The following is a 25166-nucleotide window of genomic DNA, read 5'->3' as shown; positions in this document are numbered from 1 at the left end:
GGCGAGGGTTTGGTCTCGCTCGGTCGACGACAGGGCTGGGGCGGGGCGTCTCGCTCGGTCGACGACCGGGGGCCGGGCGACGACGAGCGCCGGGCGACGTCCGGAGTCCGGGCGACGACCGTCCCGCAGTCGTGGTGCCGCCGCGCGGTTGGGGCAGCGTGACGATCGGCAGCTGAGAGGGCGAGCGGATGCCGCGCCCCGCCGTGGGGCGTGGCACCCTGTGATCCACACGGGGATCGCGGCGGGAGAACCCTCCGCAGACGCCCGTGTGGAGGAGCAGTGGCGGACTGCGCTCTGCCGTTCGTTCAGGGACGCTGGCAAGGTGGCAGCGGGGTAGGTGTCGGTGGTCGGGGGCGGCGCTGGGGCACGCCCAGTCGCTTCGTTGCGGTGGTGAAGCCGGCGGGCGGCTCGGGAATATCGACGGCTCGATGCTTGCAGAAATCGAACATATGTTCTAAACTCAACACATGAGTCATCCCACCTCGCATCCCGATCCCGAGTGGGCGGGGTGCGCCGACGGCGGCGAAGACGAGTTCGTCCCGCCCGTGCCGGACGCCGTCGACTTGGTGCTCGAATCCGCCACGATGCTCGCCGTGTTCGCCGCTGAGCGACTGCGCAGAATCGAGGCGATGCGGCGTGAGGAGCTCGCGCCGATCCTCGGCAGAGGATCGGGCGCGGTTGAGATGGCAGAGCGGTCGATCCGGCTGGAGCTCTCCGCAGGGATGCGTGTCACCGAGTACGCGGCCGGGCGCCTGCTTCTCCAGGCCGACGCTCTGGTCAACCGCTATCCGCGTGCTCTTGACGCCCTGTCGGGGGCGCGCATCACCGAGAAGCACGCCGAGATCTTCGTGGACCTCGTCGACCAGGTCACGCCCGAGCTGCGAGCCGACATCGTCGACCGAGCTATTGCGCTCGCCGAGGCGGAGCCGGTCGGAACCTTCCGGCGTGGCCTCCGCGACCTCATTGCGCGGGTCGAGAGCACGACGCTCGAGGAGCGTCACGCAGCGGCAGTCGGCGGTCGGCGTGTCGTGGTCGAGTCCGGTGCCGACGCCATGGGTCTCCTGCTGCTGCATGGTCCGCAGGTCGAGCTGCACGCCATCTTCGGTCGCGCGACGGCGATGGCCAAGGTGATCAAGGCCACGCCGGGCGAGACGCGGACGCTCGATCAGATCCGCGCCGACATCGTCGCCGACCTTCTCATCGACGGCACGACTGAGCACCTTCCGGCCGCCGCGTCGGGCATCAGGGCGTCGGTCGTCGTGACCGTCCCCGTGCTGTCGCTCCTCGACGACGACGCTGCCGTGGCCGGTGACCCGCCCGTGGTCGAAGGGATCGGGCCGATCCCGCTGTCGCGCGCGAGGGAGCTCTCCGGCGGCGATGGGAAGTGGATGCGGGTGCTCACGCATCCCGAGACGGCAATGGTGCTCTCTGTCGGTCGGGACCGGTACTCCCCGCCGGCCGCGCTGCAGAAGCTGGTGAAATGGCGAGCGGATCGTTGCATGGGTCCGGGCTGCGGAATGCCGGCCTCCCGGTGCGAGGTCGATCATCAGATCAGATGGGCTGACCAGGGTGAGACGGCACTCGAGAACAACGCCCCGCTGTGCAAAGGTCACCACCTCGTGAAAGACAACACCGACTGGGTCGTCACGCAGCTCCCAGGATCCGGTGGTGCTCTCGAGTGGATCTCGCCCACCGGCCGGCGCTATGTGGTGCAACCGGAACGCAAAGTCCCGGTCTTCCACAGCGCCGGTGCCAGCGCGGACGACGCGAGCAGCGCACCGTTCTGATGGGACGGGACTCGCGGGGCGCGTCAGGGTAGATGGGGCGCCCGTGCTGTTCCGGCTCCGACGCGAGGGTCACCTCGGCTCGGACGCGTGGGTCAGCTCCGCTTGGACGCGTGGGTCACCTCGGCTCGGACGCGTGGGTCAGCTCCGCTCGGACGCGTGGGTCAGCTCCGCTTGGACGCGTGGGTCAGCTCCGCTTGGACGCGTGGGTCACCTCGGCTCGGACGCGTGCGCCACGCGGGCTTCGTTGGCGACGTGCGCCACGCCGGGCTTCGCTGGCGACCTGTTCCTCGTCTTGGTGTTCTGGTTGACTCTCACACTGTGTCAGGGCCGAATGTGGACTCCACCATGTACACCATCGGAGACTTCGCGGCGATCGGGCGGGTGAGTGTGCGGATGCTGCGTCACTACGACGCGATCGGCATCCTGCCTCCGGCGCACGTCGACGATCGCACCGGGTACCGCCACTACGCAGACGCGCAGCTGGCCGACCTGCTGCGCCTCGTCGAACTGCGCGAGCTCGGCTGCGGTCTTGATGTGATCGGCAGTGTCCTGTCTGCCCGCGATCGGTCCGCGGCGATGCGCGAGGCGCTGTTGCAGCGACGCGCGCAGCTCGGGGCCTCGATCGCCGCGGATCAGGATCGGCTCGCGCACATCGCCGAACGTCTCCGCGCCTTGGAAGGAAACGCCATGTCCGCTGTCGAATATCGTACGATCGACCCCGTCACCGTCTACGCCGTCGAAGGGCGCGCACCGGGGATGGGGCCGGAGAACGTCTCACCCGTGATCGGCCCCCTGCTGGAACGCCTCGATGGGGCACTCGGTGCCGCGGGCCGTGCGCTGCATGAGCCCGGTGTGTTCTGGTACGAGACCGTGCCCGACTCCGAGGAGCTCGCGGTGCACGTGAGCTACACGGCAGAACCCGAGCCCGTCGAGGGCAACGGGTACGACGTGGTCGATTTGCCTCGCATCCCTACAGCCGGCGTCCTCACGCACCGCGGAGACATGCCGAGCATCGGCAGGTCGTGGATGACGCTGATGAGCCAGGTCGTCGACGACGGCTATCGCATCGTCGGCCCCACGCGCGAGGTCTACGTGGAGGCGGGGCCCGAGCTTGATCAGTCGGAGTGGGTCACCGAGCTCATCGTTCCCGTCGAGAGGGCCTGAGGCCCCACCGGACGAGGCAACCGGTCCCCGGACCGGTGAGTGCGCGCAGCGCGTACGCAGGATCGTGGCGAGATCGACGGCTCCCAGATCAACGCGCCCACGACGGCGGAGATGACCCAGGTCATGGCGATCAGCATCAGCCCGATGCTCAGGGCCGATGCCGCTCCATATGGGTAGCGCGTAACCCGGCGAAGGAACCTCAAGGCTCACTGTCGCATCGAACGCGTCAGCCGGCGAGCTCGTGGAGCGGGAACGCGGCAAGGAAAGTCATCGGCTCTGACTGTCGCATCGCGTCAGCCGGCGAGCTCGTGGGCAGGGAGGCGCTGAGGAAACTCATCGGCTCTCACTGTCGCATCGCGTCAGCCGGCGGGCTCGTGGGCAGGGAGGCGCTGAGGAAACTCATCGGCTCTCACTGTCGCATCGCGTCAGCCGGCGAGCTCGTGAGCAGGGAGGCGCTGAGGAAACTCATCGGCTCTCACTGTCGCATCGCGTCAGCCCGCGAGCTCGTGGAGCAGGAAGGCGCCGAGGAAGCCGATCGTCGCCCACAGCCCCGTGAGCGCGTGCTGCTCGTCGAAGGCCTCGGGGATCATCGTGTTGCACACCATCGCGAGCAGACCCCCGGCCGCGATGGTCGTGATGAGCGCGATGAGGTTCGGCGACGCCGCCTGGAAGGCCACGAAGCCGAGCACCGCCGCGACCACCGTCACCAGGGCGATGCTGCACCACAGCAGTGCGACAAAGCGCCCGGTGGATCCGCCGCGCTTGAGCGCCGCCGTCGAACCGAGCCCCTCCGGGATGTTGCTGATCGCGATCGCCGCGACGATCGGGATGCTGATCCCGCCCTGCAGCACCGACAGACCCATCACGATGGATTCCGGGATGCCGTCGATCAGCGCCCCGACGGCGATCACGACGCCCGCGCTGCTCGCAGCCCCCGCGACGGCGCGACGCGCGGCGATGTTGGCGGGCGGGTCGGCGGCACCGGCAGTGCGATCCGTCTGATCGGTCGGAACCGGCTTGGGCTTACGCGGCCGAGAGATGAGCTGGTCGGCGACGATGTACAGGATCGCGCCGCCCAGGAATCCTGCCGTCGTCGGGATGAGACCTCCCACATCGGCGGCCTCCTCGACGAGCTCGAACGCGAGCGTCGAGATGAGCACCCCGGCGCCGAGCGCCATGATGCCCGCGACGATCCGCTGCGGGATGTCGACGAACCATGCCACCCCTGCGCCCGCGAGCAGCGTTCCGCCGCCGATGAGCCCGCTGAGCGCGGCGAGCCAGACGCCATCCATGGCGCAAACCTAGTGGTCGCGGTCGTCGAGCGCGGGAGGTGCGACGAGACGCGCGCCGGCGTGGCGGGGGCGTTCGAGGGGTTTCGTCTCACTCGTCCACGCTCGCGCGCTCAACGGCCCGCGAACGGAAGGGGAGCTGGCGAACCACTGGCGCGGGACCCCCGGCGGAACGCGTCCGCCGGGGGCATGTGATCGCGCGTGGGCTCAGACGGTGGCGGCCTCGCGGGCGCGCAGGTCCTTGCGGAGGATCTTGCCCGCGGTCGACTTGGGGATCGCGTCGATGAACTCGACGCGACGCACCTTCTTGTGCGGCGCCACGTGCTCCGTGACGAACGCCATCACCTCGTCCTCGGTGAGGCCGGAGTCGGGTGCCGGCACGATGAAGGCCTTGGGGATCTCCTGCTTGTCGTCGTCGAGCACGCCGATGACCGCGGCATCCATCACCTTCGGGTGACCCAGGAGCAGCGCCTCGAGCTCGGCGGGAGCGATCTGGTAGCCCTTGTACTTGATCAGCTCCTTCACGCGGTCGACGATCGAGAAGTATCCGCCCTCGTGGTACACGGCGATGTCGCCGGTGTGGAGGAACCCGTCTGCGTCCAATGTCTCGGCCGTCGCCTGGGGCTGGTTCAGGTAGCCGAGCATGACGTTCGGCCCCTTCACCCACAGCTCGCCCGGCTTCGTCACGCCGTCCGTACCGACCTCGGTGATCTCTTCACCGGTCGCGGTGTCGATGAGCTTGTTGAGGGTGTTGGGCAGCATGATGCCGACCGAGCTCACCGGGATGTCGTGGCGATCGTTGGGCATCGCGTGCGAGACGGGGCTCAGCTCGCTCATGCCGTACCCCTGCATCATTCGGGCGTTGATGCGACGACCGGCGGTCTCGGCGGTCTCGCCGTCGAGCGGAGCGGCGCCCGAGAAGACCGTGTGCACGCTCGAGATGTCGAACTGGTCGACGACCGGGTGCTTGGCCAGCGCGACCGCGATCGGCGGGGCGATGTAGAGGTAGGTGCACTGGAACTTCTGGATGTTGGTGAGGAACTCGACGAGGTCGAACTTCGGCATCGTCACAAGACTCGCCCGTTGCCGCAGCGCCAGGTTGAGCAGCACCGTCATGCCGTAGATGTGGAAGAACGGCAGCACCGCCAGCACGCGGTCGCTCGAGCTGAGATCGAGCGCCACACGACACTGCGCCACGTTCGCGACGAGGTTGCGGTGGGAGAGCATCACACCCTTCGGCACGCCGGTGGTGCCCGACGAATAGGGCAGCACGGCGACGTGCGTCGCGGGATCGAACGACACCTGCGGCGCCGGCGCGCCCTCGGTGAGCAGCTCACGCAGGTTCGGATGCCCGGCGGCACCGTCGAGCACGATGACGCGGTCGTGGGGGATGCCGACGGCCTCGGCGGCTGTCGCGGCCTGGGGGAGCAGCGGACTGACCGTGATGAGCCAAGTTGCCCCGGCATCCCGCAGCTGCTTCTCGATCTCGCCCGCGGTGTACAGCGAGTTCACCGTCGTGACCGTCGCACCGGCACGGAGGATGCCGTGGAACACCGTCGCGAACGCCGGGACGTTCGGGCACAGCATCCCCAGCACCGTGCCGACACCCACGCCGCGCGCGGCCAGCGCACCCGCGAACAGATCGACCTGCGCGCGCAGCGCACCGTACGTGGTCTCGGCGCCTGTGGCCGGATCGATGAGCGCGACGCGTCCCAGATCCTCGTCCGTCAGGCTCGAGAACAGGTAGTCGTAGATGCTGAGCTCGGGGATCTCGACATCGGGGCGGGGGCTGGTGAACACCGGATCTCCTTCGATCGGGGCTGCGGGAATCGCCGTCCGGCGCGCCCTGGGCCCGCCGTGCGACCATCATGCCACCCCGACCCCGCAACCTGGCACGCGATTCCGCGAATCGTGGAACGCAGTGTCAGCCGCGGGGGCCGCCCGCCGGACGCTCAGGCCCGACGCCCGACCGCGTGGCGGGCAGGCGGGCGCTCGAGGGAAAGCGGCGCGCGACGCCGGCGGCCAACACGGCGGCCGGGGCGCACGCGAGCCCGACCACCAACACGGCGGGCAGGGTTCACGCACAGCCCATGGGAGGCGACGCCGCCGCCGTGACGGCAACCTGGCGCACGTGCAGCGTGCGGCGCGCGCCGATGCGGGCGGCGTCACGGCGCCAGGCCGCACGCGGTGGGCTGACGCGGTGGGCTGACGCGGTGGGCTGACGCGGTGGGCTGACGCGGTGGGCTGACGCGGTGGGCTGCTCTCAGCCGGCGAGCGCGTGCTGGCGTCCGCCGGCGGCCAGCCGCTCGGCCGCGAGACCCTCCGCCGCCTCGAGCGGGGTGGTGCCCCGCGACTCGGCCTCGTCGAAGATCCGGCGCACGGTGCCGCCGATCTGCCCGACCCGTTCCATGATCTCGGCGCGGGTGCCGAGCTGCTTCGCCTCGAGGTCGAGGTAGATCACCCCGCCGGCGTTCACCACGAAGTCGGGGGCATACAGGATGCCGCGACCGGCGAGTCGCGCCGCGCCGCTGTGATCGGCCAATGGGTTGTTGGCGGGTCCGCACACGGCCTTCGCGTCGAGCGTGTCGATCACGTCGTCCGTGAGGAGCCCCCCGATGCCCGCCGGCACGAACACATCCGCCGGAACGAGGTGCTCCTCGCCCGGGCTCACCCAGTCGGCGCCGAGCTGTGCCGCCAGATCCCGCTTGGCCGGGTTCACATCGGTCACCGTGAGACGCGCGCCCTCGGCGGACAGGCGGACGGCCAGGCGACTGCCCACCTGGCCGAGACCCGAGATCGTGACGCGGCGGCCAGCGACGTCGGCGGTGCCGGCGACGCGCTCGAGCGTCGCACGGAGGGACTCGTACACGCCGAGGCTGGTAGGACCGGCGGGCTCGCCCGACCCGCCCACCGCGTCGGGCAGCCCGACCACGTGCTCCGTGCGCTCGCTGACGACGAGCATGTCGTCGGTCGTCGAGCCGACGTCCTCAGCGGTGCGGTACAGGCCGTGCAGCGACTCGACCGCGTCGCCCAGATCGAGGAACGCGGCGCGGCGCCGGTCGGCATCGAGGATGGTGCCGGGCGGTAGAGCGATCACCGACTTGCCGCCGCCGGCGTCGAGCCCCGCCGCGGCGTTCTTGAGCGTCATGGCGGCCGACAGCCGCAGGGCGTCGCCGAGGGCGTCGCTCCAGTGCGGATACGTCCACAGGCGGGCGCCGCCGAGAGCCGAGCCCAGAACGGACGAATGGAGTGCGACGGCGATGAAGAGGCCGCTTCGCCGTCCGGTGATCACCTCGACCCGCTCGTGTGCGAAATCGGGCAGGGGCAGGGAATGCACGGTGTGCGTCATCGCAGTACTTTCTTCGGCGGGCCTCGTGGGCGTTGCGCGGTGGATGACGCGGCGTTGCGGCATCCACTCCCCATTGCACACCGGATCGCCGGATTGTTCAAGCCTACCGCCAGCGAGTGCGCAGATTGCGCTGTGCCGAGTCAGGGGATTGCGCATGCGTCAGCACGGTGCGCGCCCTCGATAGCATCGACGAATGCCCGACGCCTACACTCACGGTCATCATGAGAGCGTCCTGCGGTCGCACCGCTGGCGCACGGCCGAGAATTCCGCCGCCTACCTGCTGCCGCATCTTCGACCCGGTGTCTCGGTGCTCGACGTGGGAAGCGGACCGGGCTCGATCACCGCGGATCTCGCCACGCGTGTGGCGCCCGGTCGTGTCGTGGGGACGGACGCCTCCGCCGACGTCGTCGCACAGGCCGCCGCCGATCACACCGTGCCCGGTCTGTCGTTCGAGGTGGGCGATGCCTACGCCCTGCCGTACGCCGACGGCGAGTTCGACGTCGTGCACGCGCACCAGGTGCTGCAGCACGTGGACCGGCCCGTCGACATGCTGCGGGAACTCGGTCGCGTCGCGGGCGATGACGGACTCGTCGCCGCACGCGACGTCGACTACGAGGGCGTGATCTGGTACCCGCTCATCCCGGCGCTCGACGAGTGGCTCGCCCTCTACCTCACGACCCACCGGAGCGTGGCCGGAGAGCCCGCCGCTGGGCGGCGCCTGAAGGCATGGGCGCAAGAGGCCGGGCTCACCGGCATCCGTGCCACCGCGTCGCTGTGGCTGTTCGAGGACGAGTCCGACCGCGCCTGGTGGGGCGGGATGTGGGCCGATCGGGTGCTGCAGTCGGCGTTCGCCGATTCGGCGCGCGCGGCGGGCGCCGATGACGCGCAGCTGCGGCGCATCTCGGACGGCTGGCGGGAGTGGGCCGCCGCCGAGGACGGCTGGCTGCTGATGCCGCACGGCGAGATCCTGGCCCACGGGCCGCGTCGTCAGGCTGCCCGGTGACGACGCCCGCCTCGCTCCCCGCCCGCAGCCGTCTCGTCCACGACGCCATCCGTGCCGTCGGCATCACCGGCGACATCGTCGTGCTCCCGGATGCCGCGTCCACCGCAGCGCTGGCGGCCGCGGCCCTCGGGATCGAGGTCGGCGCGATCGCGAACAGCCTGGTCTTCTTCTGCGACGGCGCGCCGCTCCTCGTCATGACGAGCGGCGCCCACCGCGTCGACACGGCGGCGCTCGCCGAGCGTCTCGGACTCGGGAAGATCCAGCGCGCCACGCCCGAACAGGTGCGCGAGGCGACGGGTCAGGCGATCGGTGGCGTCGCCCCCACGGGGCATCCGTCGCCGCTGCGCACCATCGTCGACGAGGACCTCGCGGACTATCCCGAGATCTGGGCGGCCGGCGGCACTCCGCACACCGTCTTCCCGATGACCTACGACGAACTCGTGCGGCTCACGCAGGGGACCGTCGCGAAGGTCGACTGAGCAGGCGAACCCCCTCCGGTTGCGACGTCCCTTGACGGCCGGCCGCGCGTGGCGTAGATGTTGACCGTTCGTGTCGCGCCTACGGGGGAGGGATCCCGCCGCGACCCGGTCTTCGCTCACGCGTGACAAAGGGGAAGCAACATGATCCGTCAGCTCGCCGTCGCCACCACTGCAGCCTTGACGCTCACGCTCCTGGCGGTGACCCCCGCCATAGCGAGTCCCGAGCCGCCCCCCGCCGAGGACGTGCTCGCGGTGTACACCGGGACGGTGGATGCCGCGGGGCTGGACGCCATCGTCGACCTCGGCGTCGACCGCCACGAGGTCGTCACCACGACGAGCGACGTGCCAGGACAGGTCGGGGTGCAGGTGATCCTGAGCCCGGAGCAGGCGACGGAGCTGGCGGAAGCGGGAACGGCCCTCGAGCAGAAGCAGCCGGGCGCGCAGCGCCGCACCCTGGCTGCGGGTGACGGGGTGTTCCGCACCTACAGCGGCGAGGGCGGCCTGCTCGAGGAGATCATGGGCGTCGCGGCGGCGCACCCGGAGTTCGCGGAGTTCCGCGTCATCGGCGAGACGGTCCAGGGACAGGACATCGGTGCGGTCCGTGTCACCGGCAACGTCGGCAAGCAGAAGGACGGCAAGCGCGCCACGACGATCTACGTCGGCGCCCAGCACGCGCGCGAGTGGATCACGCCCGAGATGGTGCGACGCCTGCTCCACCACATCGTGACGTCGTACGGCAGCGATCCGCGCATCACCGAGATCGTCGACACCACCGAGCTGTGGTTCGTCCCGGTCGCCAACCCTGACGGGTACGACTTCACGTTCGAAGAGGGCCGGCGCCTCTGGCGAAAGAACCTGCGTGACAACAACGGCGACGGCACGATCGGCACCGGCGACGGCGTCGACCTCAACCGCAACTTCCCGACGCGCTGGGGCTACGACAACGAAGGCTCGTCGCCCAATCCCGCGTCCGAAACGTACCGCGGACCCGCTCCGGCCTCCGAACCTGAGACGCAGGCGCTCGACGGACTCTTCGCCGACCTCACCGCACAATTCCTCGTGAACTATCACTCCGCCGCGGAGCTGCTGCTGCACGGCATCGGCTGGCAGGTCGCCACGCCGTCCCCCGACGACGTCATCTACGAGGCGATGGTCGGGGACGACGCGAACCCGGCGGTGCCCGGCTACGACCCCGACATCTCGGCCGAGCTCTACACGACCAACGGCGACACCGACACGCACGCGCAGGAGGCGTACGGCACGCTCGGCTTCACGCCGGAGATGGCGACGTGCGAGTCGGCCTCGAACTCGGTGCCCGACGACGAGTGGGAGGCGGCGGACTGCGACAGCGGCTTCAACTTCCCCGACGACGAGGACCTCATCCAGGCGGAGTTCGAGAAGAACATCCCCTTCGCCCTCGCCGTCGCCGAATCCGCGAAGGACCCGAACGACCCGGTGTCGGTCGTCGGACGCGACGCTGAGGACTTCCGCGTCGACTCCTTCGCGGTGTCGTACGGCGACCCGCAGACGGTGGCGGTGTGGGCCAAGCGCGACATGGTGCACAAGGTCGCGAACTACCGCATCAACGGCGGTCGCACGCAGGTCGTCCCGGTGAAGGAGTGGGAGGGCGGTGAGCGCTACGGCGACGAGAACGTCGACTACTACGGCGAGTACCGCGCGAAGATCACGGGGACAGAGCCGGGCGACACCGTGGAGGTGTGGTTCAGCGCGCGACCGTCGGGGCGCGACATCGCCGCCGACCACTCCGTCAAGCGGATCGAGAGCGAGCACTTCACGTACCAGGTCGCACAGGACAGTGGGAACTCGGTGCTCGTGATCGCCAACGAGGACTACACGGGCGTCAACCCCGAGGAGACCCCGACCGGCACAGGACCGAAGTATCTCGATGAGCACCTCGCCGCGCTCGAGGCGAACGGCGTGACAGCGGATGTGTGGGATGTCGACGCCAGCGGCGTTCCACACGACCTGGGTGTGCTGAGCCACTACGACTCGGCGCTCTGGTACCTCGGCGACAACCGCCTGACGCAGGATCCGGAGGACGTGCTCACCGAGACGTACGCATTCGGCGAGCTCACCGATCTCTCGGTCGCCGAACGGCAGCAGTACCTCACCATCGCCGTTCGAGACTTCCTGAACGAGGGCGGCGAGCTGGCGCTCGCGGGCGAGACGGCGGCCTACTACGGTCAGCTGGGCGGGGCGCTCGGCGGCATCTACTACGGCCTCGACGGCGCGCCCGACCAGGACTGCGTGGTGACGTCGGACTTCTTCGCCGACTGCCTGCTGCTGGCCGACGACTTCACCCAGTACTGGCTCGGCGCCTACGACCGCACCCCGGTGGCGGCGGCCGGCATCCGCGGCACCGCGGCCCCCCTCGAGGGGCTGGAGGCGCTGTTCGGCGGACCGGCAACCGTGGACAACCCGATCGACGAGCTCGGTCAGTTCACACCGACGAGCGATGTTCTGCCGGTGGCGGAGTTCCCGCAGTTCGAGAGCTGGGCTGCCGCCGAGTACCAGAGCCCGTCTGGTCCGTTCATTCCCATCGAGGGCGAATGGGCGATGTTCGCCCCCCACATCGACGATGGCTATCAGCGGCTGTCGCGAACCTTTACCGTGCCTGAGCTCGCGGCGGGGAGCACGGCGACGTTCGACGCGCAGATCTCGTACTGGACGGAACTCGGCTACGACCACGTCATCGTCGAGGCGCGTGCTGCGGGAACCGAGGACTGGACGACGCTTGCCGATCTGAACGGCGGGACCTCGAACGTTCCCCCAGCCGAGTGCGAGGCGGGCTTCTTCGTCGAGGAGCACCCGCAGCTCGCGAACTACCTCACTCTGCCCACGGGTCCCGGTCCCTGCACCCCGACCGGTACGACGGGGGAGTGGAACTCCTTCACCGGCAACTCGGGCGGGTGGACGCCGGTCTCGTTCGACCTGTCGGCGTACGCCGGCGAAGAGGTCGAGATCGTCGTCAGCTACGTGACCGACCCCTTCACCGGTGACGTCGGCCTGATGGTCGACGACACGGCGCTGGTGATCGACGGGACAGCGACCGAGGCGGAGGGCTTCGAGTCCGGCACGGGGGCATGGACGGTTCCCGGGGCGCCCGAGACGAGCCCCGGCAACGCGAGCGACTTCACGCGCTACGACGCCGAGGGTCCGTTCTACAGTGCGACGGCGACACCCGCGACCCTGCTGTTCGGCTTCGGATTGGAGCAGCTGGACTCGGATGCGGCCCGAGCGGAGGTGGTCGGCAGGATCCTCGCCCACTTCGCGGATTAACTCAGGAGGGGCGGATTGACTCAGGAGGGGCGGATTGACTCAGGAGGGGCGGATCAACTCAGGAGGGATCGGGCTCAGGTGCGTCGGCTGCGTCCGATGCGCCGCTCGAGCTCGTCCGAGGCGGCACGGGCCGCGGAGGCCAGTGCCGACGGGAGATCGGCGTCCGGGCGCTCGTCCGCCGACCACGTGAGCGCGACCGCGGCCGCGGGCCAGCCCGCGTGGTCGCGCACCACCACGCCGATCGATCGCGTGCCGAGGGTGACCTCGCCGTCCTCGACCGCGTAGCCGCGATCGCGCACCTCCCGCAGCACGTCGCGCAGTTCGCCGGGCCGGCGGGGACCACGGCCGGTGCGGTCGGCGAAGGCCGCGGCATCCGGAAACAGCGCCCGCACCTGCTCGCGCGGCAGCGCCGCGAGCATCGCCCGACCGGTCGCCGTGAGGTGCGCCGGCAGGCGGACGCCGACATCCGTCACCAGGGCGGGCCGCCGCGGCGCCCGCTCCTCGACGATGTACAGCACGTCGCGGCCGTGCATCACGGCGAGGTGCGCGCTCTCGCCCACTCGATCGACGAGGTCGGCCAGCACGGGACGCCCGAGACGCGCCAGCGGCTCCTGTCGGGAGTAGCCGCCCGCCAGTTCGAATGCGGCGATTCCGAGGCCCCACCGTCGCTCCTCCGGCAGGTGCACGACGAACTGGTGCTCCTGCAGGGTCGCAAGCAGGTGGTAGACGGTGGAGCGCGGGATCTCGAGCGCCGTCGCGATCGAGCGCGCGGGGGCGGGACCGCGCTGGCGCGCCAGGAACGAGAGGATCCGCAGCGTCTGGTCGGCGGCGGGCACCTGCGGGCGCGTTTCCGAGACCCGGTCGGGGAGAGGCGATGAGGTGTCTGGCATGACAGACACAGGATGCCACGACCCGCTGTTGCGCGACAGTACTGCGGTGTGGAATCGGAGCATGACCGCCGTCACCCCCCTTCCTGCGAGCGCTGCCGCGAGCCACACCCCGGCCGACAGCGCGCCCGTCACCGTCGGTGCGGCGCCGCTGAGCCCCGCCGACCTCGTCGCCGTCGCACGCCGTGGGGCACACATCGTCGTCGCCCCCGAAGCTCTCGCCCGCGTCGCCGCCGCGAGGGCGCTCGTCGAGGGTCTCGCCGACGACCCCGAGCCGCACTACGGCATTTCGACGGGATTCGGCGCCCTCGCCACGACCTTCATCGCACCCGAGCGACGGGTGCAGCTGCAGGCGAGCCTCATCCGCTCGCACGCGGCCGGCACCGGACCCGAGGTGGAGCGCGAAGTCGTGCGCGCCCTCATGCTGCTGCGCCTGCAGACCCTCACCACCGGCCACACAGGCGTGCGCCCGGTCGTCGTCGAGACGTACGCGGCCATGCTCAACGCGGGAATCACACCCATCGTTCGCGAGTACGGCTCGCTCGGCTGCTCGGGCGACCTCGCCCCGCTGTCGCACGTGGCGCTCGCCGCGATGGGCGAGGGGCGCGTCCGCAACGCCGACGGCGACGAGGTCGACGCGGCCGACGCGCTGGCGGCGGCTGGCCTCGCCCCTCTCGTCCTGCGTGAGAAGGAGGGGCTCGCGCTCATCAACGGCACCGACGGCATGCTCGGGATGCTGCTGCTGGCCCTTCACGACATCTCGCTGCTGCTCGACACGGCGGACGTCGCCGCGGCCATGTCGGTCGAGTCTCAGCTCGGCACCGACGCGGTCTTCGCCGCCGACCTTCAGGCACTGCGCCCGCAGGTGGGCCAGGCGGTGTCGGCCGCGAACCTGCGCGCCGTGCTGGCCGGTTCGCCGATCGTGGCGTCCCACCGCGACCCGGCCGTCTGCACGCGGGTGCAGGACGCGTACTCGCTGCGCTGCTCGCCGCAGGTGCACGGCGCGGCGCGCGACACCGCAGACCACGCGCTCATGATCGCCTCGCGCGAGCTCGCCGCAGCGGTCGACAACCCGGTCATCACCGACGACGGGCGCGTCGAGTCCAACGGCAACTTCCACGGCGCGCCCGTGGCGTACGTGCTCGACTTCCTCGCGATCGCCGTGGCCGACGTCGCCTCGATCTCGGAGCGCCGCACCGACCGCGCCCTCGACCCGGCCCGCAGCAACGGGCTGCCGCCCTTCCTCGCGCACGAGGTGGGCGTCGACTCGGGCTTCATGATCGCCCAGTACGCCGCGGCGGGGATCGTCTCGGAGCTGAAGCGACTCGCCGTTCCGGCATCCGTCGACTCCATCCCGTCATCGGCGATGCAGGAGGACCACGTGTCGATGGGATGGGCTGCCGCGCGCAAGCTGCGCCGCGCGATCGACGGGCTCTCCCGCGTCATCGCCATCGAGGTGCTGACGGCCGCGCGCGCCCTCGACCTGCGGGCGCCGCTGCACCCCGGCCCCGCCACCGGCGCCGTGCGCGACCTCGTGCGCACCGTGGCCGGCGGTCCCGGCCCCGACCGCTTCCTGTCGCCCGAGATCGAGGCGATGACCGCGCTCGTCGCCGCGGGCGCGGTGGCGGACGCGGCCTTCGCGCACGTCCCGAACTGACGGGGCGCCTCGGCGAGGGGCGGGTTCGGCGTCAGGCGAGCCGGCGTTCGCGATGCCCATCCAGGGGGCGAGGCGTCGGGGCGCGAGGCGTCGGGGCGCGAGGCGGGTCGGCGTCAGGCGAGCCGGCGGTTCGCGACGCGCAGCCAGGGGAGCGAGGCATCGGGGCGCCTCGGCGAGGGGCGAGTTCGGCGTCAGGCGAGCAGGCGGTTCGCGATGCGCAGCCAGGGGAGCGAGGCGTCGGGGCGCGCCGCCGCGCCGCGCGCATCGCCGTCGCAGCGCACCACGACAGCCCACTCTTCGAGGGAGGTGCCCGCGCCCTCGAGGCGCCGCACCAGTCGGCGCACCGCCTTCGGGGTCGGCTCGCCGCTCACCGAGACGTGCACCATATGCGTCGCGACGATCTCGGCCACCGCACGCACGAGCGGGGACGGCAGTTGCAGGCGCCGACCCAGCGCGAGCGCGATCTCGGCGCCGCGCTCGGCATGACCGTATGACGTGATGCGGCCGTTTCGCGGCCTCGTGGTGTCGGGCTTGCCGATGTCGTGCCACAGCGCGGCCAGCACGAGGCGCTCGCGGAGGTCGGGGGAGAGCCCCTCCCGCTCGGCATGCCGAGCCGCCAGGTCGGCCGCCCACAGCGAATGCACGAGCACATCACCCTCGGGATGCCACGCCGGATCCTGCGGCGTGGCGGCGAGCGCCGCGTGCTCGGGGACCTCGTCGATGAGCCCGTCGGCGCGCAGCGCGGCCGACGGGCTGGCACTCTCGCGCAGGACGGTCCGCAGCATGCGGCCGCGTTCGGCGTCGGTGCGTCCGGCGGTGGGTGTTTCGCCGGCGGTCATCGGGTCATCGGGTCATCGGGTCGGGTCACCGGGGCTTCTCGAACGTCCACTCGTCGGGATCGAGCGCCGAAGCGACGTCCCAGTCGTCGACCCCCCACGTGAACGTGGCGACGGCGCACGTCGGCATGTGGCTGATGGCGTCGTCGGAGAGATGGGCGGCGAGCACGCTCATCCCCGGGTCGTGCGCGACGAGCACGACCGCGGAGGCGCGTGTGGCGACCGCCGCGGCCAGCAGCGCGCGGGCGGGCGCGCCGTACAGTTCGGGATCGAGCGAGACCGCCACGCCGAGCTCCGACGCGAACGCCTCGGCCGTGGTGCGGGCGCGCAGCGCCGTGCTCGAGAGGATCAGGTCGGGGCGGAAGCCCGACTCGGCCAGCTGACGCGCCATGCGCGGCGCGTCGCGCATGCCGCGGTCGTTGAGCGGCCGGTCATGGTCGTCGAGCCCCGGATCGCCCCAGTCCGACTTCGCATGCCGCACCAGCGCGAGCCTGATCATGACGCCGCCTTTCGGGATGCACGTGCCCTCACCCCACGACGCTACCGGCCCGTCAGGCGCCGACGTAGACCCATGCGGCGCGCCCGCTCGCCAGCACCACCGCGACCCGGCGGTAGAGCGCGACCTCGTACTCGTCGGACGCGTCGAGCTCGTCCTCCGTGACGACGAGCGCCCGGCCCACGACCTTGTCGAGCGGGTTGCCGGTCGCCCGAACGATGGGGTGCACCGAGAGTCCCGACAGATCGACGACGCGGGGGTCCTCGATCTCGGCGTAGTCGACGGTGTAACCGGGCAGCGCGTCGTCGTCGCTGTCGACGAGGCGACCGAAGGTGTCGAGCTGCACGTCGGCGTGCTGCAGGGTCCCGTAGCTGAACAGGTACTGGAGGGGCTCGTCCACCGACACGGCATCAGGGTAACGCGCGGCACCCGCGCGATCCCCGGTCTTCACGCAGTCTTAACACGCGCGCTCCACGCGCTCCACCCGCGTGCGGCGCCAGCCGGGTCAGCCGAGCAGCGCGTGCGCGATGGAGAAGATCGCGAGGCCGGCCAGCGCCCCGACGATCGTGCCGTTGAGCCTGATGTACTGCAGGTCGCGCCCGACCATGAGCTCGATCTTCTCGGTGGTCTCGGCCGGATCCCACCGCTCCACGGTGTCGGTGATGATCGACGCGATGTCGTGCCGGTACCGGTCCACGAGGAACACGGCGGCGTCGGTGACCCAGGTGTCCACCCGGCTCTGCAGCGCGGCATCCGTCGTCAGGCGTCCGCCGATCTCGGCCAGCGCCTCGACGCCGCGCCGCCGCAGTCCGCTCTCGGGGTCGGCGAGGGAGCGCAGCAGGCCCGCCTTCGCGGTGGTCCAGACCTCGCCGGCCAGCTCGCGGACGCGCGGACTGTCGAAGACCGCGAGCTTGGCGTCCTCGAAACGCCCGATCGTCGCGGGGTCGTGCTGCAGATTCTCGGCGAGCCGCGTCAGATAGCCGTCGATCGCGATGCGGGCCGGATGCTGCGGATCGCGCCGCACCGCCGCGACGAACTTGACCGCCTCGCTGTAGACGGTGTCATCGACGAACCGGTGCGCGATCGACGGAACCCACCCGGGCAGGCGACGCGAGATGACGCCGCTGAACGCGGCCTGGTTGGCCTCCAGCCAGGCGGCGATGGTGTCGGCCGCGAGGTCGACCGCACCGTGGTGCCCGCCGGCGTCGATGATCCGGCCGAGCCACTCGCCGAGGGGCGGGCCCCACTCCGGCTCGATGAGGTGCTCGCGGGCGAGCTCCTCGATCACGTCGCGCACGTCGTCGTCGCTGAGGGCCCGCAGCACACTGCCCGCCATCACGGATGCCTCGGCCGCGACCCGTTCGGCATGCTCCGGCTGGCTCAGCCATTCGCCCAGCCGCGCGGCGATCGAGGTCTGCTCGAGTTTTGCGCGCACGACGTCGCCGCGCAGGAACTCGGTCTCGACGAACTCGCCCAGCGTCTGGCCGATCTCGTCCTTGCGGCTCGGGATGATCGCGGTGTGCGGGATCGGGATGCCGAGCGGATGCCGGAACAGCGCCGTCACCGCGAACCAGTCCGCGAGCGCACCGACCATTCCGCCCTCCGCCGCGGCCCGCACGTAGGCGAGGGCGGGGATGTCCTGCTGGAACGCGAACGAGAACGCGAACAGCACCGCCATGAACACCAGCGCGCCGAGGGCGACGCCTTTCATGGTGCGCAGGCCCCGTCGGCGCTCCTGGTCGGCGGGGCTCAGCAGCTGGGTCGGGGTCCGCGCCATGGGGTCATCCTCGCACGCGCTCGCCGGGCACGGGCCTTACGCCCTGAGGCTTGCGGCGAGCTCGTCGCACCAGGTAAGAGCGAGCAGATTCGAGCGGATGCCGTAGTCCAGCGTCGCGCGCTGGAAGGCGAACACGTCGGCGAACTCCGCCGGGATCTCTGCCGCGTCGACGCCGCGCGCGACGGCTTCCAGCTCCGCGAGGTCGGACGCCACGCGGGCGCGGATCGCGGCGACGACCTCCCGGCGTTCGGTCCGCTCTTCCAGCAGGCCGACGAAGAACGTGCGCGCCAGGGCGGTGGTCTCGACGTCTCCGCCGGTGACGGGCGAGAGCATCCACTCCCGCCAGGCGCGGCGTCCGGCATCCGTCACCGTGTACGGCTTGCTGCCTCGGGCGTCGGCGGCGGCATCCGCGACGGTTGCGAGTCCCTGCTCGGCCAGCTGCTTCAGCGCGCGCTGGATGCTGCCGAAGCTCGCGCTGTAGAAGAGCGACACGCCCTGCTGGAACTGCCGCTGCACGGCGTAGAGCGACAGCGGGCCGTGCAGGATCAGCAGTCCGAGGATGACCTGTTGCATCTGCGCGCCTTCCTGCGGTATATCTAACAGATATATCTAGGAGGTATATCTGTGAGCGATGTCGAGACCGATCTTCCCACGCACACCGTCTCCGAGCCCGACCGCCTCGCTGCCGCGATGGCGCGCGTCGTCGCGACGGCCGATCGTGCGCGTACCCGGCGCCGCCTGCCGGCGGCGCAGGTGCTGGTGCAGGGGCCGGGCTTCGAGTTCAGCTCCGGCGACCGATCCGGGCGCTTCCATGCGGCGAGCGTCGGCAAGTCCATGACGGCGACGCGCGCCTTCCAGCTCGCCGAGGCGGGTGCGCTCGACCTCGACGCGCCGATCACCGAGGTGCTGCCCGACACCGACTGGCGCGGCCTCTTCGTCCGCGACGGGCGCGATCGGGCCGCCGCCGTCACCACCCGGCATCTGCTGACCCACACGAGCGGCGTCGCGGACTACTTCGAGGGCAAGGTGACCGGCGGCCCGCGCTTCGGGCAGCTTCTCGTGAGCGAGCCCGACCGGCTGTGGACGCCCGCCGATCTGCTGGCATTCAGTCGCGATCACCAGCGACCCGTCGCCGAGCCGGGGCGCCGGTTCTCGTATTCCGACACCGGCTACGTGCTGCTCGGCCGTGTGATCGAGCACGTCGGCGGTGCTACGCTCGGCGCCCAGCTGAACGAGGGGATCTTCGCGCCGGCCGGGATGGCGGACTCGTGCCTGCTGTTCCACACGCTGCCCGGTGGCGCACCGTCCGACGCGGCGGATCCGGCCGCGCAGCTCGACATCGCTCCTCTCCGGCTCGGCCGCGACGAAGTCAGCCAGGCCCGCAGCCTCAGCTGCGACTGGGGCGGCGGCGGGGTCGTCACGACGCTCGACGACCTCGCACGGTTCTGGGCGGCGTGGGGAGAGGGCGCCCTCGTGGGCGAGCGGTCACGCCGCGCGATGGCCGACATCCGCAGCAGCTTCCGCCCCGGCATTCGCTACGGGGCAGGGCTCATGCGCCTGCACTACGAGGGATTCTCCCCGTTCCTCCGCGGGCTGCCGCGGCCGGTGGGCCACCTCGGGGTGACGGGCGCTCACGCCTTCACGGTGCCCGAGCGCGGCATCCGCATCGTCTTGAACTTCCACTCCACCCGCGAGATGCTGCGGAGTTTCCGCGTGCACGTCCGCCTCATGCAGCTGCTGACGCGGGCGCTGCCTGACTGAGGGCGATCCGCTCAGTCCTGGAGCGGCTCAGTCCTGGAGCGGGCCGAGCCACGCCGTCGCGACGGTGGAGTGCGCCGACTCCGGGTCGGACGGGTGGAAGGGTCCTGCGAGCACGTCGCGGTAGAGCCGGCTCAGCTCGTTGCCCGAGAAGTACGACGAACCTCCGGCGACCAGCACGGCGTCGTCGACGATCGACTTCGCCGCCGTCACCGCCCGGTGCTTGACGCCGGCGAGCAGCGAGAACCACTGGGCGCCGTGGTCGGCGAGCTCGTCGACGTCGCGCGCGAGCGTCTGAATCTGCGGTGGCAGCGCGTCGTACGCGAGCGCCATGTCGGCGATGCGCCAGCGGATGTCGGGGTCCTGGCTGTACGCCTTGCCGGTGCGCTTCGAGGTGCGCTTGCCCGCCGCGGCCACCGCGAGATCGAGCGCCCGGCGCGCGATTCCGGTGTACACCGACGCCAGGAGCAGCTCGAAGACGCTGAAGATGCCGAACACGAGCGGGTCCGGGTTGGGGCCCGGCGCGAGCCGGCGCACGACCCGGTCGGCAGGCGCCACCGCATCGCGCAGCTCGGTGGTGCGGGACTGCGTGCCGCGCATGCCGAGGGTGTCCCAGTCGTCGCGCACCACCACGCGGCCGACCTGCACCTCCGACCGTGGCACGAACGCGTAGACCATCCGCGGGGCATCCTCGGACGACGTGTCGAGGCCGTGCAGGCCCAGCTGCGTCCACACCGGCGCGAGCGAGGTGAAGATCTTGGTGCCCGTGAACGAATAGCCGCCGTCGGGCAGAGGCGCGGCATCCGTCCCGCTGCCGAACAGCACGAGGTCGTTGCCGGCCTCGCTGATGCCGAACGCGAACACCTCGCCGGCGGCCGCGCCCTCCTGCACGAACCGCAGCGCGTCGATTCCGCGATCGGCCAGCACCTTCGCGACGCCGGTCCACACCAGGTGCATGTTGATCGCGAGCGCCGTCGCCGGTGCGGCGCCCGCCAGGCGCTGCTGGAGGACGGATGCCTCGGCGAGGCCCAGCCCCGCACCGCCGAGCTCGCGGGGCACGAGGATCGCCAGGTAACCGGCATCCTTCAGGTCCGCCAGATCGTCGTCGGGGAACGTGTTCTCGCGGTCGTGCACGGCCGCCCGGGCGCGGAACCGCTCGAGGAGTTCGTCCGGGAGGAGGGCAGCGGCATCGTTGGGGGTCACCCCGCCATTCTTGCGCCATGATGTGCCCATGGCGACGCTCTCCCAGATGATGCAGGCGCTCATCCCCGCGACGCAGCGGCAGACGGCGGCGGAGGTCACCGAAGCGCTCGACCTCGGGTCAGGGGACCGGGTCGGCAAGCGCAGCGGGTTCCTCATCATGCTGACGCTCGCGGGGATCATCGCCATCGCGGGGGTGCTCACGGACTCGACGGCGACGGTGATCGGCGCGATGATCATCGCGCCGCTCGGTACCCCGATCCTCGCCATCGGCCTCGGCATCGTGCGGGGGCACCTCAGCCTCGTGGTGCGCTCGATCCTCTGGGTGCTCCTCGGGGTCGCCATCGTCATCGTGCTGGGGCTCGCGTTCTCGGGGTTCGTCGCGACGCCCGAGAGTCTGGAGACCAACTCCCAAGTCGTGGGCCGCACGTCGCCGAGCTTCATGGATCTGGTGGCGGCGCTCGCCACCGGGTTCGCGGGCGGCTTCGCCATGTGCCGCAAGGACCTGAGCGCCATCCTCCCCGGTGTCGCGATCGCGATCTCGCTCGTTCCCCCGCTCGGAGTGGTCGGCGTGTGCGCAGGCCAGGGTCTCTGGACGGACGCCGTAGGCGCGCTGTGGCTGTTCCTCTCCAACGTGGTCGCGCTCATCATCGCGGGCAGCATCGTGTTCACCCTCGCGGGGTACGCCCGCGATCCCGGGTCGTCACGCGTCGCCAACCGGCGCCGCGCCTACATCATCGTCACGGTGCTGGCGGTCGTCATCACGATCCCGCTGGTCGTCAACTCGGTCGTCTCGGTGGCACTCGCGCGGTGGTCGGTCGGCATCCAGGATGCCGCCACGCAGTGGCTCGCCGATGAGGAGGGGGCTCGCGTCTACGGCGTCGACTGGTCGGGCGCGACGGCGACGATCGAGGTCACGACCGGCGACGGCGAGACCCCGTCCGTCGACGACCTCCAGCAAGCGGTCGCGGAGGTCGTCCCCGCGTTCATCGGCGTGGTCGTCGATGTCGGGCAGGGCGTCGAGATCCCCGTGCAGTAGACCCGGCCTTCGAGGGTCCGGCTCCGCGCATCGTCAGGCCAGCGCGGCGCGCAGCGCCGCCAGGGTGTCCTCGGGCCTGTCACGGTGCGGTGAGTGGCCCGCGTCCGGGACCACCGAGACGGTGAACAGCGGGTTGGCGGCGACGGCCGATTCGGCGGGCTTGCCGCGGAAGATCGAGTACACGCGCGGGTCGGACGCGATGACGTGGGTGGGCACGCTCACCCGGAGCGCGGCATCCGTCACATCCCAGCGCGGGTTCTGCGCGCTGGTCTGCTCGACCGCCCACCGGCTCGCCTGCTGCGCCGACAGCGCCTTCAGCTCGATGTCCTGCGGGTGCCAGTGCGGGTGCTCGGCACGCACCGCCTCTTCGGTCGGGTCGTCGAACGAGCGGGTCTGGCTGTTGCGGACGATGTCGCGATCCCGGTCGGTGAGCGAGATCGCCGGGTCGATCAGGACGAGCCGGCGCGTCCACGACGCATCCGCTGCGGCGGCGAGGACGGATGCCGCACCCCCGAGCGAATGCCCGATCACCAGGTCCCACGGCCGGCCGTCGCCGGCGCGGGCCGCCGCGACGTCGGCGCCGTATGCGCCCAGCGTGTAGTCGAGCGCACGCGGGGCGATGCCGTGTCCGCGGAGGTCCACGGCATCCGCTCGCCATCCGGCGTCCGCGAGGGCGACGCCGTAGCGCCACATCAGCGCGCCGTTCGAGCCGAGGCCGTGGATGAGCAGTGCGCGGCGCTCGGCGGAGGGGGAGCCCCACGACAGACGGGGGAGGGCGACGGGACTGGGCATACTCTCAGCCTAGAAGCGCGGCCCCGGCCGCCTCGGCGCACGGCAGGATGGGAACGGGGGTTGGCATGATCTCGACGGAACTGGCGGTGGCGCTGCGCGACGCGGGCCTGGTGTGGCATCCGCACTCCGGCGACCGGTTCCAGCTCGACGAGCCGGAGTTCGAGGCCGACGTCTTCACCGTCAGCGAGATGACCATCGAGCCGCGCGAGTACCCGACCGGTCGCATCCTCGCCTTCAACGGCACCACCGAATGGGCGCTGGATTCGGTCGCGCTGGAGGACGCGCTGTGGCTGCCGCACGAGCACCAGCTGCGCGAGCTGCTGCGCGGCGCCTTCCGGGGCCTCCGGCGCCTGCCGGACACCCACGAGGTGGAGATCGTCATGGGCGGCGAGCGGCGGGTGTTCGAGCATCCCGAACCCGCCGACGCCTACGGCCTCGCCCTGCTGGAGATGCTCCGGCGCCTGGAGTGACCCCGGCGTGCGCCCAGGGGCTCAGCGGATGGTCGGCACCGGCTCGGTATCGGGGATCGGGCTCGCCCCGCGGACGCGGAGATCGGGCAGGCCCCGCGCGAACACGATCGCGACGAGGAGTCCGAGCGCGCAGAACGCCGCGGCGGCGATGTAGGCAGCGGTCACGCCGCCCGGGCCGTCGATGAGCAGGCCGGCCACGGCCGAGCCGGCCGCGGCGCCGATGAGCTGACCGGTGCCCACCCATCCGAAGGCCTCGGCGGTGTCGCTGAACTTGACGCTCGCCGTCGTCACGGCCGAGAGCACCGCGAGGGCGGGAGCGATGCCGATGCCGGCCACGAACAGCGTGGCGCCGATCCACCACACGTTGATCCAGATGCCGGTCAGGGCCAGCCCGATCGCCACCACGGTCAGCCGTCGCGCCAGCGCCCAGCGCCCCATCGGCAGGTGCCCGAACGCGAAGCCGCCGGCGAGGCTGCCGATCGAGAAGACCGCGAGCACGAGCCCGGCCTCGAGTCCGCCATGGTCGAACGTCGCCACGACGCCCGCCTCGACGGCGGCGAACGAGCCGATGAGGAGGAAGCCGATGACGGTTGCGAGCAGGATGGGCGGGCGGGTGAGCACCGTGCCGAACGACCGCTTGCTGCGGGGGATGCGCACCCGGCCGACCTCGGGGGAGAGGATGAACCACGCGCCGCCCCCGACCAGGAACACCACGACGAGCACGAGGCCGACGACGGTGCCGGACTGCGTCGCGACGAAGGTGATGAGCACCGGGGCGAGGATCCAGATGACCTCCTGCAGGGAGGCGTCGAGCGAGTACAGCGCCGTGAGCTGGGTCGAGTTGACCATCTTGGCGTAGATCGTGCGGACCGCCGCCACGATCGGCGGCGTCGAGGCGCCGGCGATGAACCCCAGCACGATGTACGCCGGCACGGGCACGACGAGGAACGCGATCGCCAGCAGGGATGCCGCCGACACGGCCGTCGTGAGGGTCAGCACGCGACGCATGCCCCAGCGGCCCATCCAGCGGCTCGTGACCGGGCCCGCCAGCGCCTGGCCGATCGACACGGCGGCCAGCACGATGCCCGCGGCCCCGTAGGAGCCGGTGATCCCCTCGATGTGCAGGAGGATCACGAGGCTGATCATCCCGTTCGGGAAGCGCGCGGTCAGCTGTGCCGCGATGATGCGAGCGACCCCGGGGGTGCGCAGAAGATCCCGGTAGCCGGCCACCCGACAACGTTACGCCACCGGCCCCGACGCACGACTCGCTGGGCAGGCGTCCGCGACGCGCCCGCGACGCGTCCACGACACGCCCGCGACACGCCGGAGGACTTCTCCACAGGCGGATCCGATGTCGGACCCCGGATCTACCGTCGTGCCTGTGGAGGGATGCGGCCGTGGCGTCCGAAAGCCCCGTGATCCTGGACTTTTCCAGACCCTTCGGGCTGTGGATGAATCCGTGGAGAACCTGTGTTGTACATGGGGAGAACGGTGGAAAATGACACCGATGTAACTACTAGCCCTTGTGGTGCTATCGGATGTCGGTACCCATATGTAGTATTGGACTCCCGGTGGGGGGACTACCGGGAAGAGCACCGGATGCCACCGGGGGAAGCACTGAGGAGACGGAATCGACATGGCGATCACGGTTTACACGAAGCCCGCGTGCGTGCAGTGCACGGCGACGTATCGAGCACTCGATTCCAAGGGGATCGAGTACGAAATCCACGACCTCTCCGAGGACCCGTCGGCCCTCGAGCAGGTCAAGGCGCTGGGGTACCTCCAGGCGCCGGTCGTCATCACCGATGAAGACCACTGGTCGGGCTTTCGTCCCGACAAGATCGACGAACTCGCAGCGCGGCTCGCGTAGTTCGGCGCAGCGC

Annotated in this window: 22 protein-coding genes; 10 read left to right on the top strand and 12 right to left on the bottom strand. The window is 71.0% G+C overall.

Annotated features, from left to right (window positions below; all coding sequences use genetic code 11):
* The first annotated feature begins 467 nt into the window (after positions 1 to 467).
* Complete coding sequence (locus B1729_RS04715; protein WP_204260107.1) at positions 468 to 1787, top strand: HNH endonuclease signature motif containing protein; 1320 nt, start codon at positions 468 to 470, stop codon at positions 1785 to 1787.
* A 318-nt stretch (positions 1788 to 2105) separates the two neighbouring features.
* The gene (locus B1729_RS04710; protein ID WP_239539418.1) at positions 2106 to 2951 is read left to right on the top strand and encodes a MerR family transcriptional regulator; all 846 of its coding nucleotides are present in this window, start codon (positions 2106 to 2108) and stop codon (positions 2949 to 2951) included.
* 491 nt (positions 2952 to 3442) lie between these two features.
* Here B1729_RS04710 and B1729_RS04705 read toward each other — a convergent pair whose 3' ends face one another.
* The 3 genes from B1729_RS04705 to B1729_RS04695 all read right to left on the bottom strand — a co-directional run bounded on the left by B1729_RS04705 (position 3443) and on the right by B1729_RS04695 (position 7589).
* Positions 3443 to 4243, bottom strand: a complete 801-nt coding sequence (locus B1729_RS04705; protein ID WP_163630956.1) for a ZIP family zinc transporter — start codon at positions 4241 to 4243, stop codon at positions 3443 to 3445.
* A 204-nt stretch (positions 4244 to 4447) separates the two neighbouring features.
* A complete protein-coding gene (locus tag B1729_RS04700; protein ID WP_163630954.1) occupies positions 4448 to 6040 on the bottom strand; it encodes an AMP-binding protein in 1593 nt (530 codons plus the stop codon).
* 463 nt (positions 6041 to 6503) lie between these two features.
* On the bottom strand, positions 6504 to 7589 hold the full coding sequence (locus B1729_RS04695; protein WP_163630952.1) for a Glu/Leu/Phe/Val dehydrogenase family protein: 1086 nt from the start codon (positions 7587 to 7589) through the stop codon (positions 6504 to 6506).
* 193 nt (positions 7590 to 7782) lie between these two features.
* Here B1729_RS04695 and B1729_RS04690 point away from each other — a divergent pair, with 193 nt between their 5' ends.
* The 3 genes from B1729_RS04690 to B1729_RS04680 all read left to right on the top strand — a co-directional run bounded on the left by B1729_RS04690 (position 7783) and on the right by B1729_RS04680 (position 12371).
* Complete coding sequence (locus tag B1729_RS04690) at positions 7783 to 8592, top strand: methyltransferase domain-containing protein (protein ID WP_163630950.1); 810 nt, start codon at positions 7783 to 7785, stop codon at positions 8590 to 8592.
* On the top strand, positions 8589 to 9071 hold the full coding sequence (locus tag B1729_RS04685) for a YbaK/EbsC family protein (protein WP_163630948.1): 483 nt from the start codon (positions 8589 to 8591) through the stop codon (positions 9069 to 9071). The genes B1729_RS04690 and B1729_RS04685 overlap by 4 nt, the downstream gene beginning before the upstream one ends.
* A 141-nt stretch (positions 9072 to 9212) precedes the next feature.
* Positions 9213 to 12371: a M14 family metallopeptidase gene (locus B1729_RS04680; RefSeq protein ID WP_163630946.1), complete on the top strand. Its 3159-nt coding sequence runs from the start codon at positions 9213 to 9215 to the stop codon at positions 12369 to 12371.
* Positions 12372 to 12445: 74 nt separating this feature from the next.
* Here B1729_RS04680 and B1729_RS04675 read toward each other — a convergent pair whose 3' ends face one another.
* Positions 12446 to 13261, bottom strand: a complete 816-nt coding sequence (locus tag B1729_RS04675; protein ID WP_239539416.1) for an IclR family transcriptional regulator — start codon at positions 13259 to 13261, stop codon at positions 12446 to 12448.
* A 61-nt stretch (positions 13262 to 13322) separates the two neighbouring features.
* On the opposite strand from B1729_RS04675, the gene hutH reads away from it, so the two are divergent.
* Positions 13323 to 14915 carry a histidine ammonia-lyase gene (gene hutH, locus B1729_RS04670; protein ID WP_163630944.1) on the top strand — a complete coding sequence of 531 codons (1593 nt, stop codon included), beginning with the start codon at positions 13323 to 13325 and terminating at the stop codon, positions 14913 to 14915.
* Positions 14916 to 15106: 191 nt separating this feature from the next.
* Here hutH and B1729_RS04665 read toward each other — a convergent pair whose 3' ends face one another.
* The 5 genes from B1729_RS04665 to B1729_RS04645 all read right to left on the bottom strand — a co-directional run bounded on the left by B1729_RS04665 (position 15107) and on the right by B1729_RS04645 (position 18597).
* Positions 15107 to 15754 (bottom strand): HD domain-containing protein, encoded by a 648-nt coding sequence (locus B1729_RS04665; protein ID WP_163618565.1) that lies wholly within the window; start codon positions 15752 to 15754, stop codon positions 15107 to 15109.
* Positions 15755 to 15779: 25 nt separating this feature from the next.
* Positions 15780 to 16250, bottom strand: a complete 471-nt coding sequence (locus B1729_RS04660; protein WP_163618566.1) for a histidine phosphatase family protein — start codon at positions 16248 to 16250, stop codon at positions 15780 to 15782.
* Positions 16251 to 16302: 52 nt separating this feature from the next.
* Complete coding sequence (locus tag B1729_RS04655) at positions 16303 to 16653, bottom strand: gamma-glutamylcyclotransferase family protein (protein WP_239525996.1); 351 nt, start codon at positions 16651 to 16653, stop codon at positions 16303 to 16305.
* A gap of 99 nt (positions 16654 to 16752) precedes the next feature.
* Positions 16753 to 18024 (bottom strand): DUF445 domain-containing protein, encoded by a 1272-nt coding sequence (locus B1729_RS04650; RefSeq protein WP_163618567.1) that lies wholly within the window; start codon positions 18022 to 18024, stop codon positions 16753 to 16755.
* A gap of 36 nt (positions 18025 to 18060) precedes the next feature.
* Positions 18061 to 18597, bottom strand: a complete 537-nt coding sequence (locus tag B1729_RS04645; RefSeq protein WP_163630942.1) for a helix-turn-helix transcriptional regulator — start codon at positions 18595 to 18597, stop codon at positions 18061 to 18063.
* 51 nt (positions 18598 to 18648) lie between these two features.
* Here B1729_RS04645 and B1729_RS04640 point away from each other — a divergent pair, with 51 nt between their 5' ends.
* On the top strand, positions 18649 to 19785 hold the full coding sequence (locus B1729_RS04640; RefSeq protein ID WP_163630941.1) for a serine hydrolase domain-containing protein: 1137 nt from the start codon (positions 18649 to 18651) through the stop codon (positions 19783 to 19785).
* A gap of 27 nt (positions 19786 to 19812) precedes the next feature.
* Here B1729_RS04640 and B1729_RS04635 read toward each other — a convergent pair whose 3' ends face one another.
* Positions 19813 to 21015, bottom strand: coding sequence for an acyl-CoA dehydrogenase family protein (locus B1729_RS04635; RefSeq protein ID WP_163630967.1), 1203 nt, complete (start codon positions 21013 to 21015; stop codon positions 19813 to 19815).
* Between B1729_RS04635 and B1729_RS04630 the strand changes: the two genes are divergently transcribed.
* Positions 21014 to 22021, top strand: coding sequence for a TIGR00341 family protein (locus B1729_RS04630; protein WP_163618570.1), 1008 nt, complete (start codon positions 21014 to 21016; stop codon positions 22019 to 22021). The genes B1729_RS04635 and B1729_RS04630 overlap by 2 nt on opposite strands.
* A gap of 33 nt (positions 22022 to 22054) precedes the next feature.
* Here B1729_RS04630 and B1729_RS04625 read toward each other — a convergent pair whose 3' ends face one another.
* Positions 22055 to 22813: an alpha/beta hydrolase gene (locus tag B1729_RS04625; protein ID WP_163630939.1), complete on the bottom strand. Its 759-nt coding sequence runs from the start codon at positions 22811 to 22813 to the stop codon at positions 22055 to 22057.
* A 65-nt stretch (positions 22814 to 22878) separates the two neighbouring features.
* Between B1729_RS04625 and B1729_RS04620 the strand changes: the two genes are divergently transcribed.
* Complete coding sequence (locus tag B1729_RS04620) at positions 22879 to 23283, top strand: pilus assembly protein CpaE (protein WP_163618572.1); 405 nt, start codon at positions 22879 to 22881, stop codon at positions 23281 to 23283.
* Between the two features lie 21 nt (positions 23284 to 23304).
* Here the strand turns inward: B1729_RS04620 and B1729_RS04615 are convergent, their stop codons facing one another.
* Complete coding sequence (locus B1729_RS04615) at positions 23305 to 24513, bottom strand: MFS transporter (protein WP_163618573.1); 1209 nt, start codon at positions 24511 to 24513, stop codon at positions 23305 to 23307.
* A gap of 406 nt (positions 24514 to 24919) precedes the next feature.
* Here B1729_RS04615 and nrdH point away from each other — a divergent pair, with 406 nt between their 5' ends.
* A complete protein-coding gene (gene nrdH / locus B1729_RS04610) occupies positions 24920 to 25153 on the top strand; it encodes a glutaredoxin-like protein NrdH (protein ID WP_163618574.1) in 234 nt (77 codons plus the stop codon).
* The last annotated feature ends 13 nt before the right edge of the window (positions 25154 to 25166 follow it).

The sequence above is a fragment of the Microbacterium sp. B35-04 genome (genome assembly GCF_010634885.1).
In the GTDB taxonomy this organism is placed as follows: Bacteria; Actinomycetota; Actinomycetes; order Actinomycetales; family Microbacteriaceae; genus Microbacterium.
The sequence above is the reverse complement of the archived record's forward strand: the minus strand, read 5'-3'. Positions and strand labels throughout refer to the sequence as shown.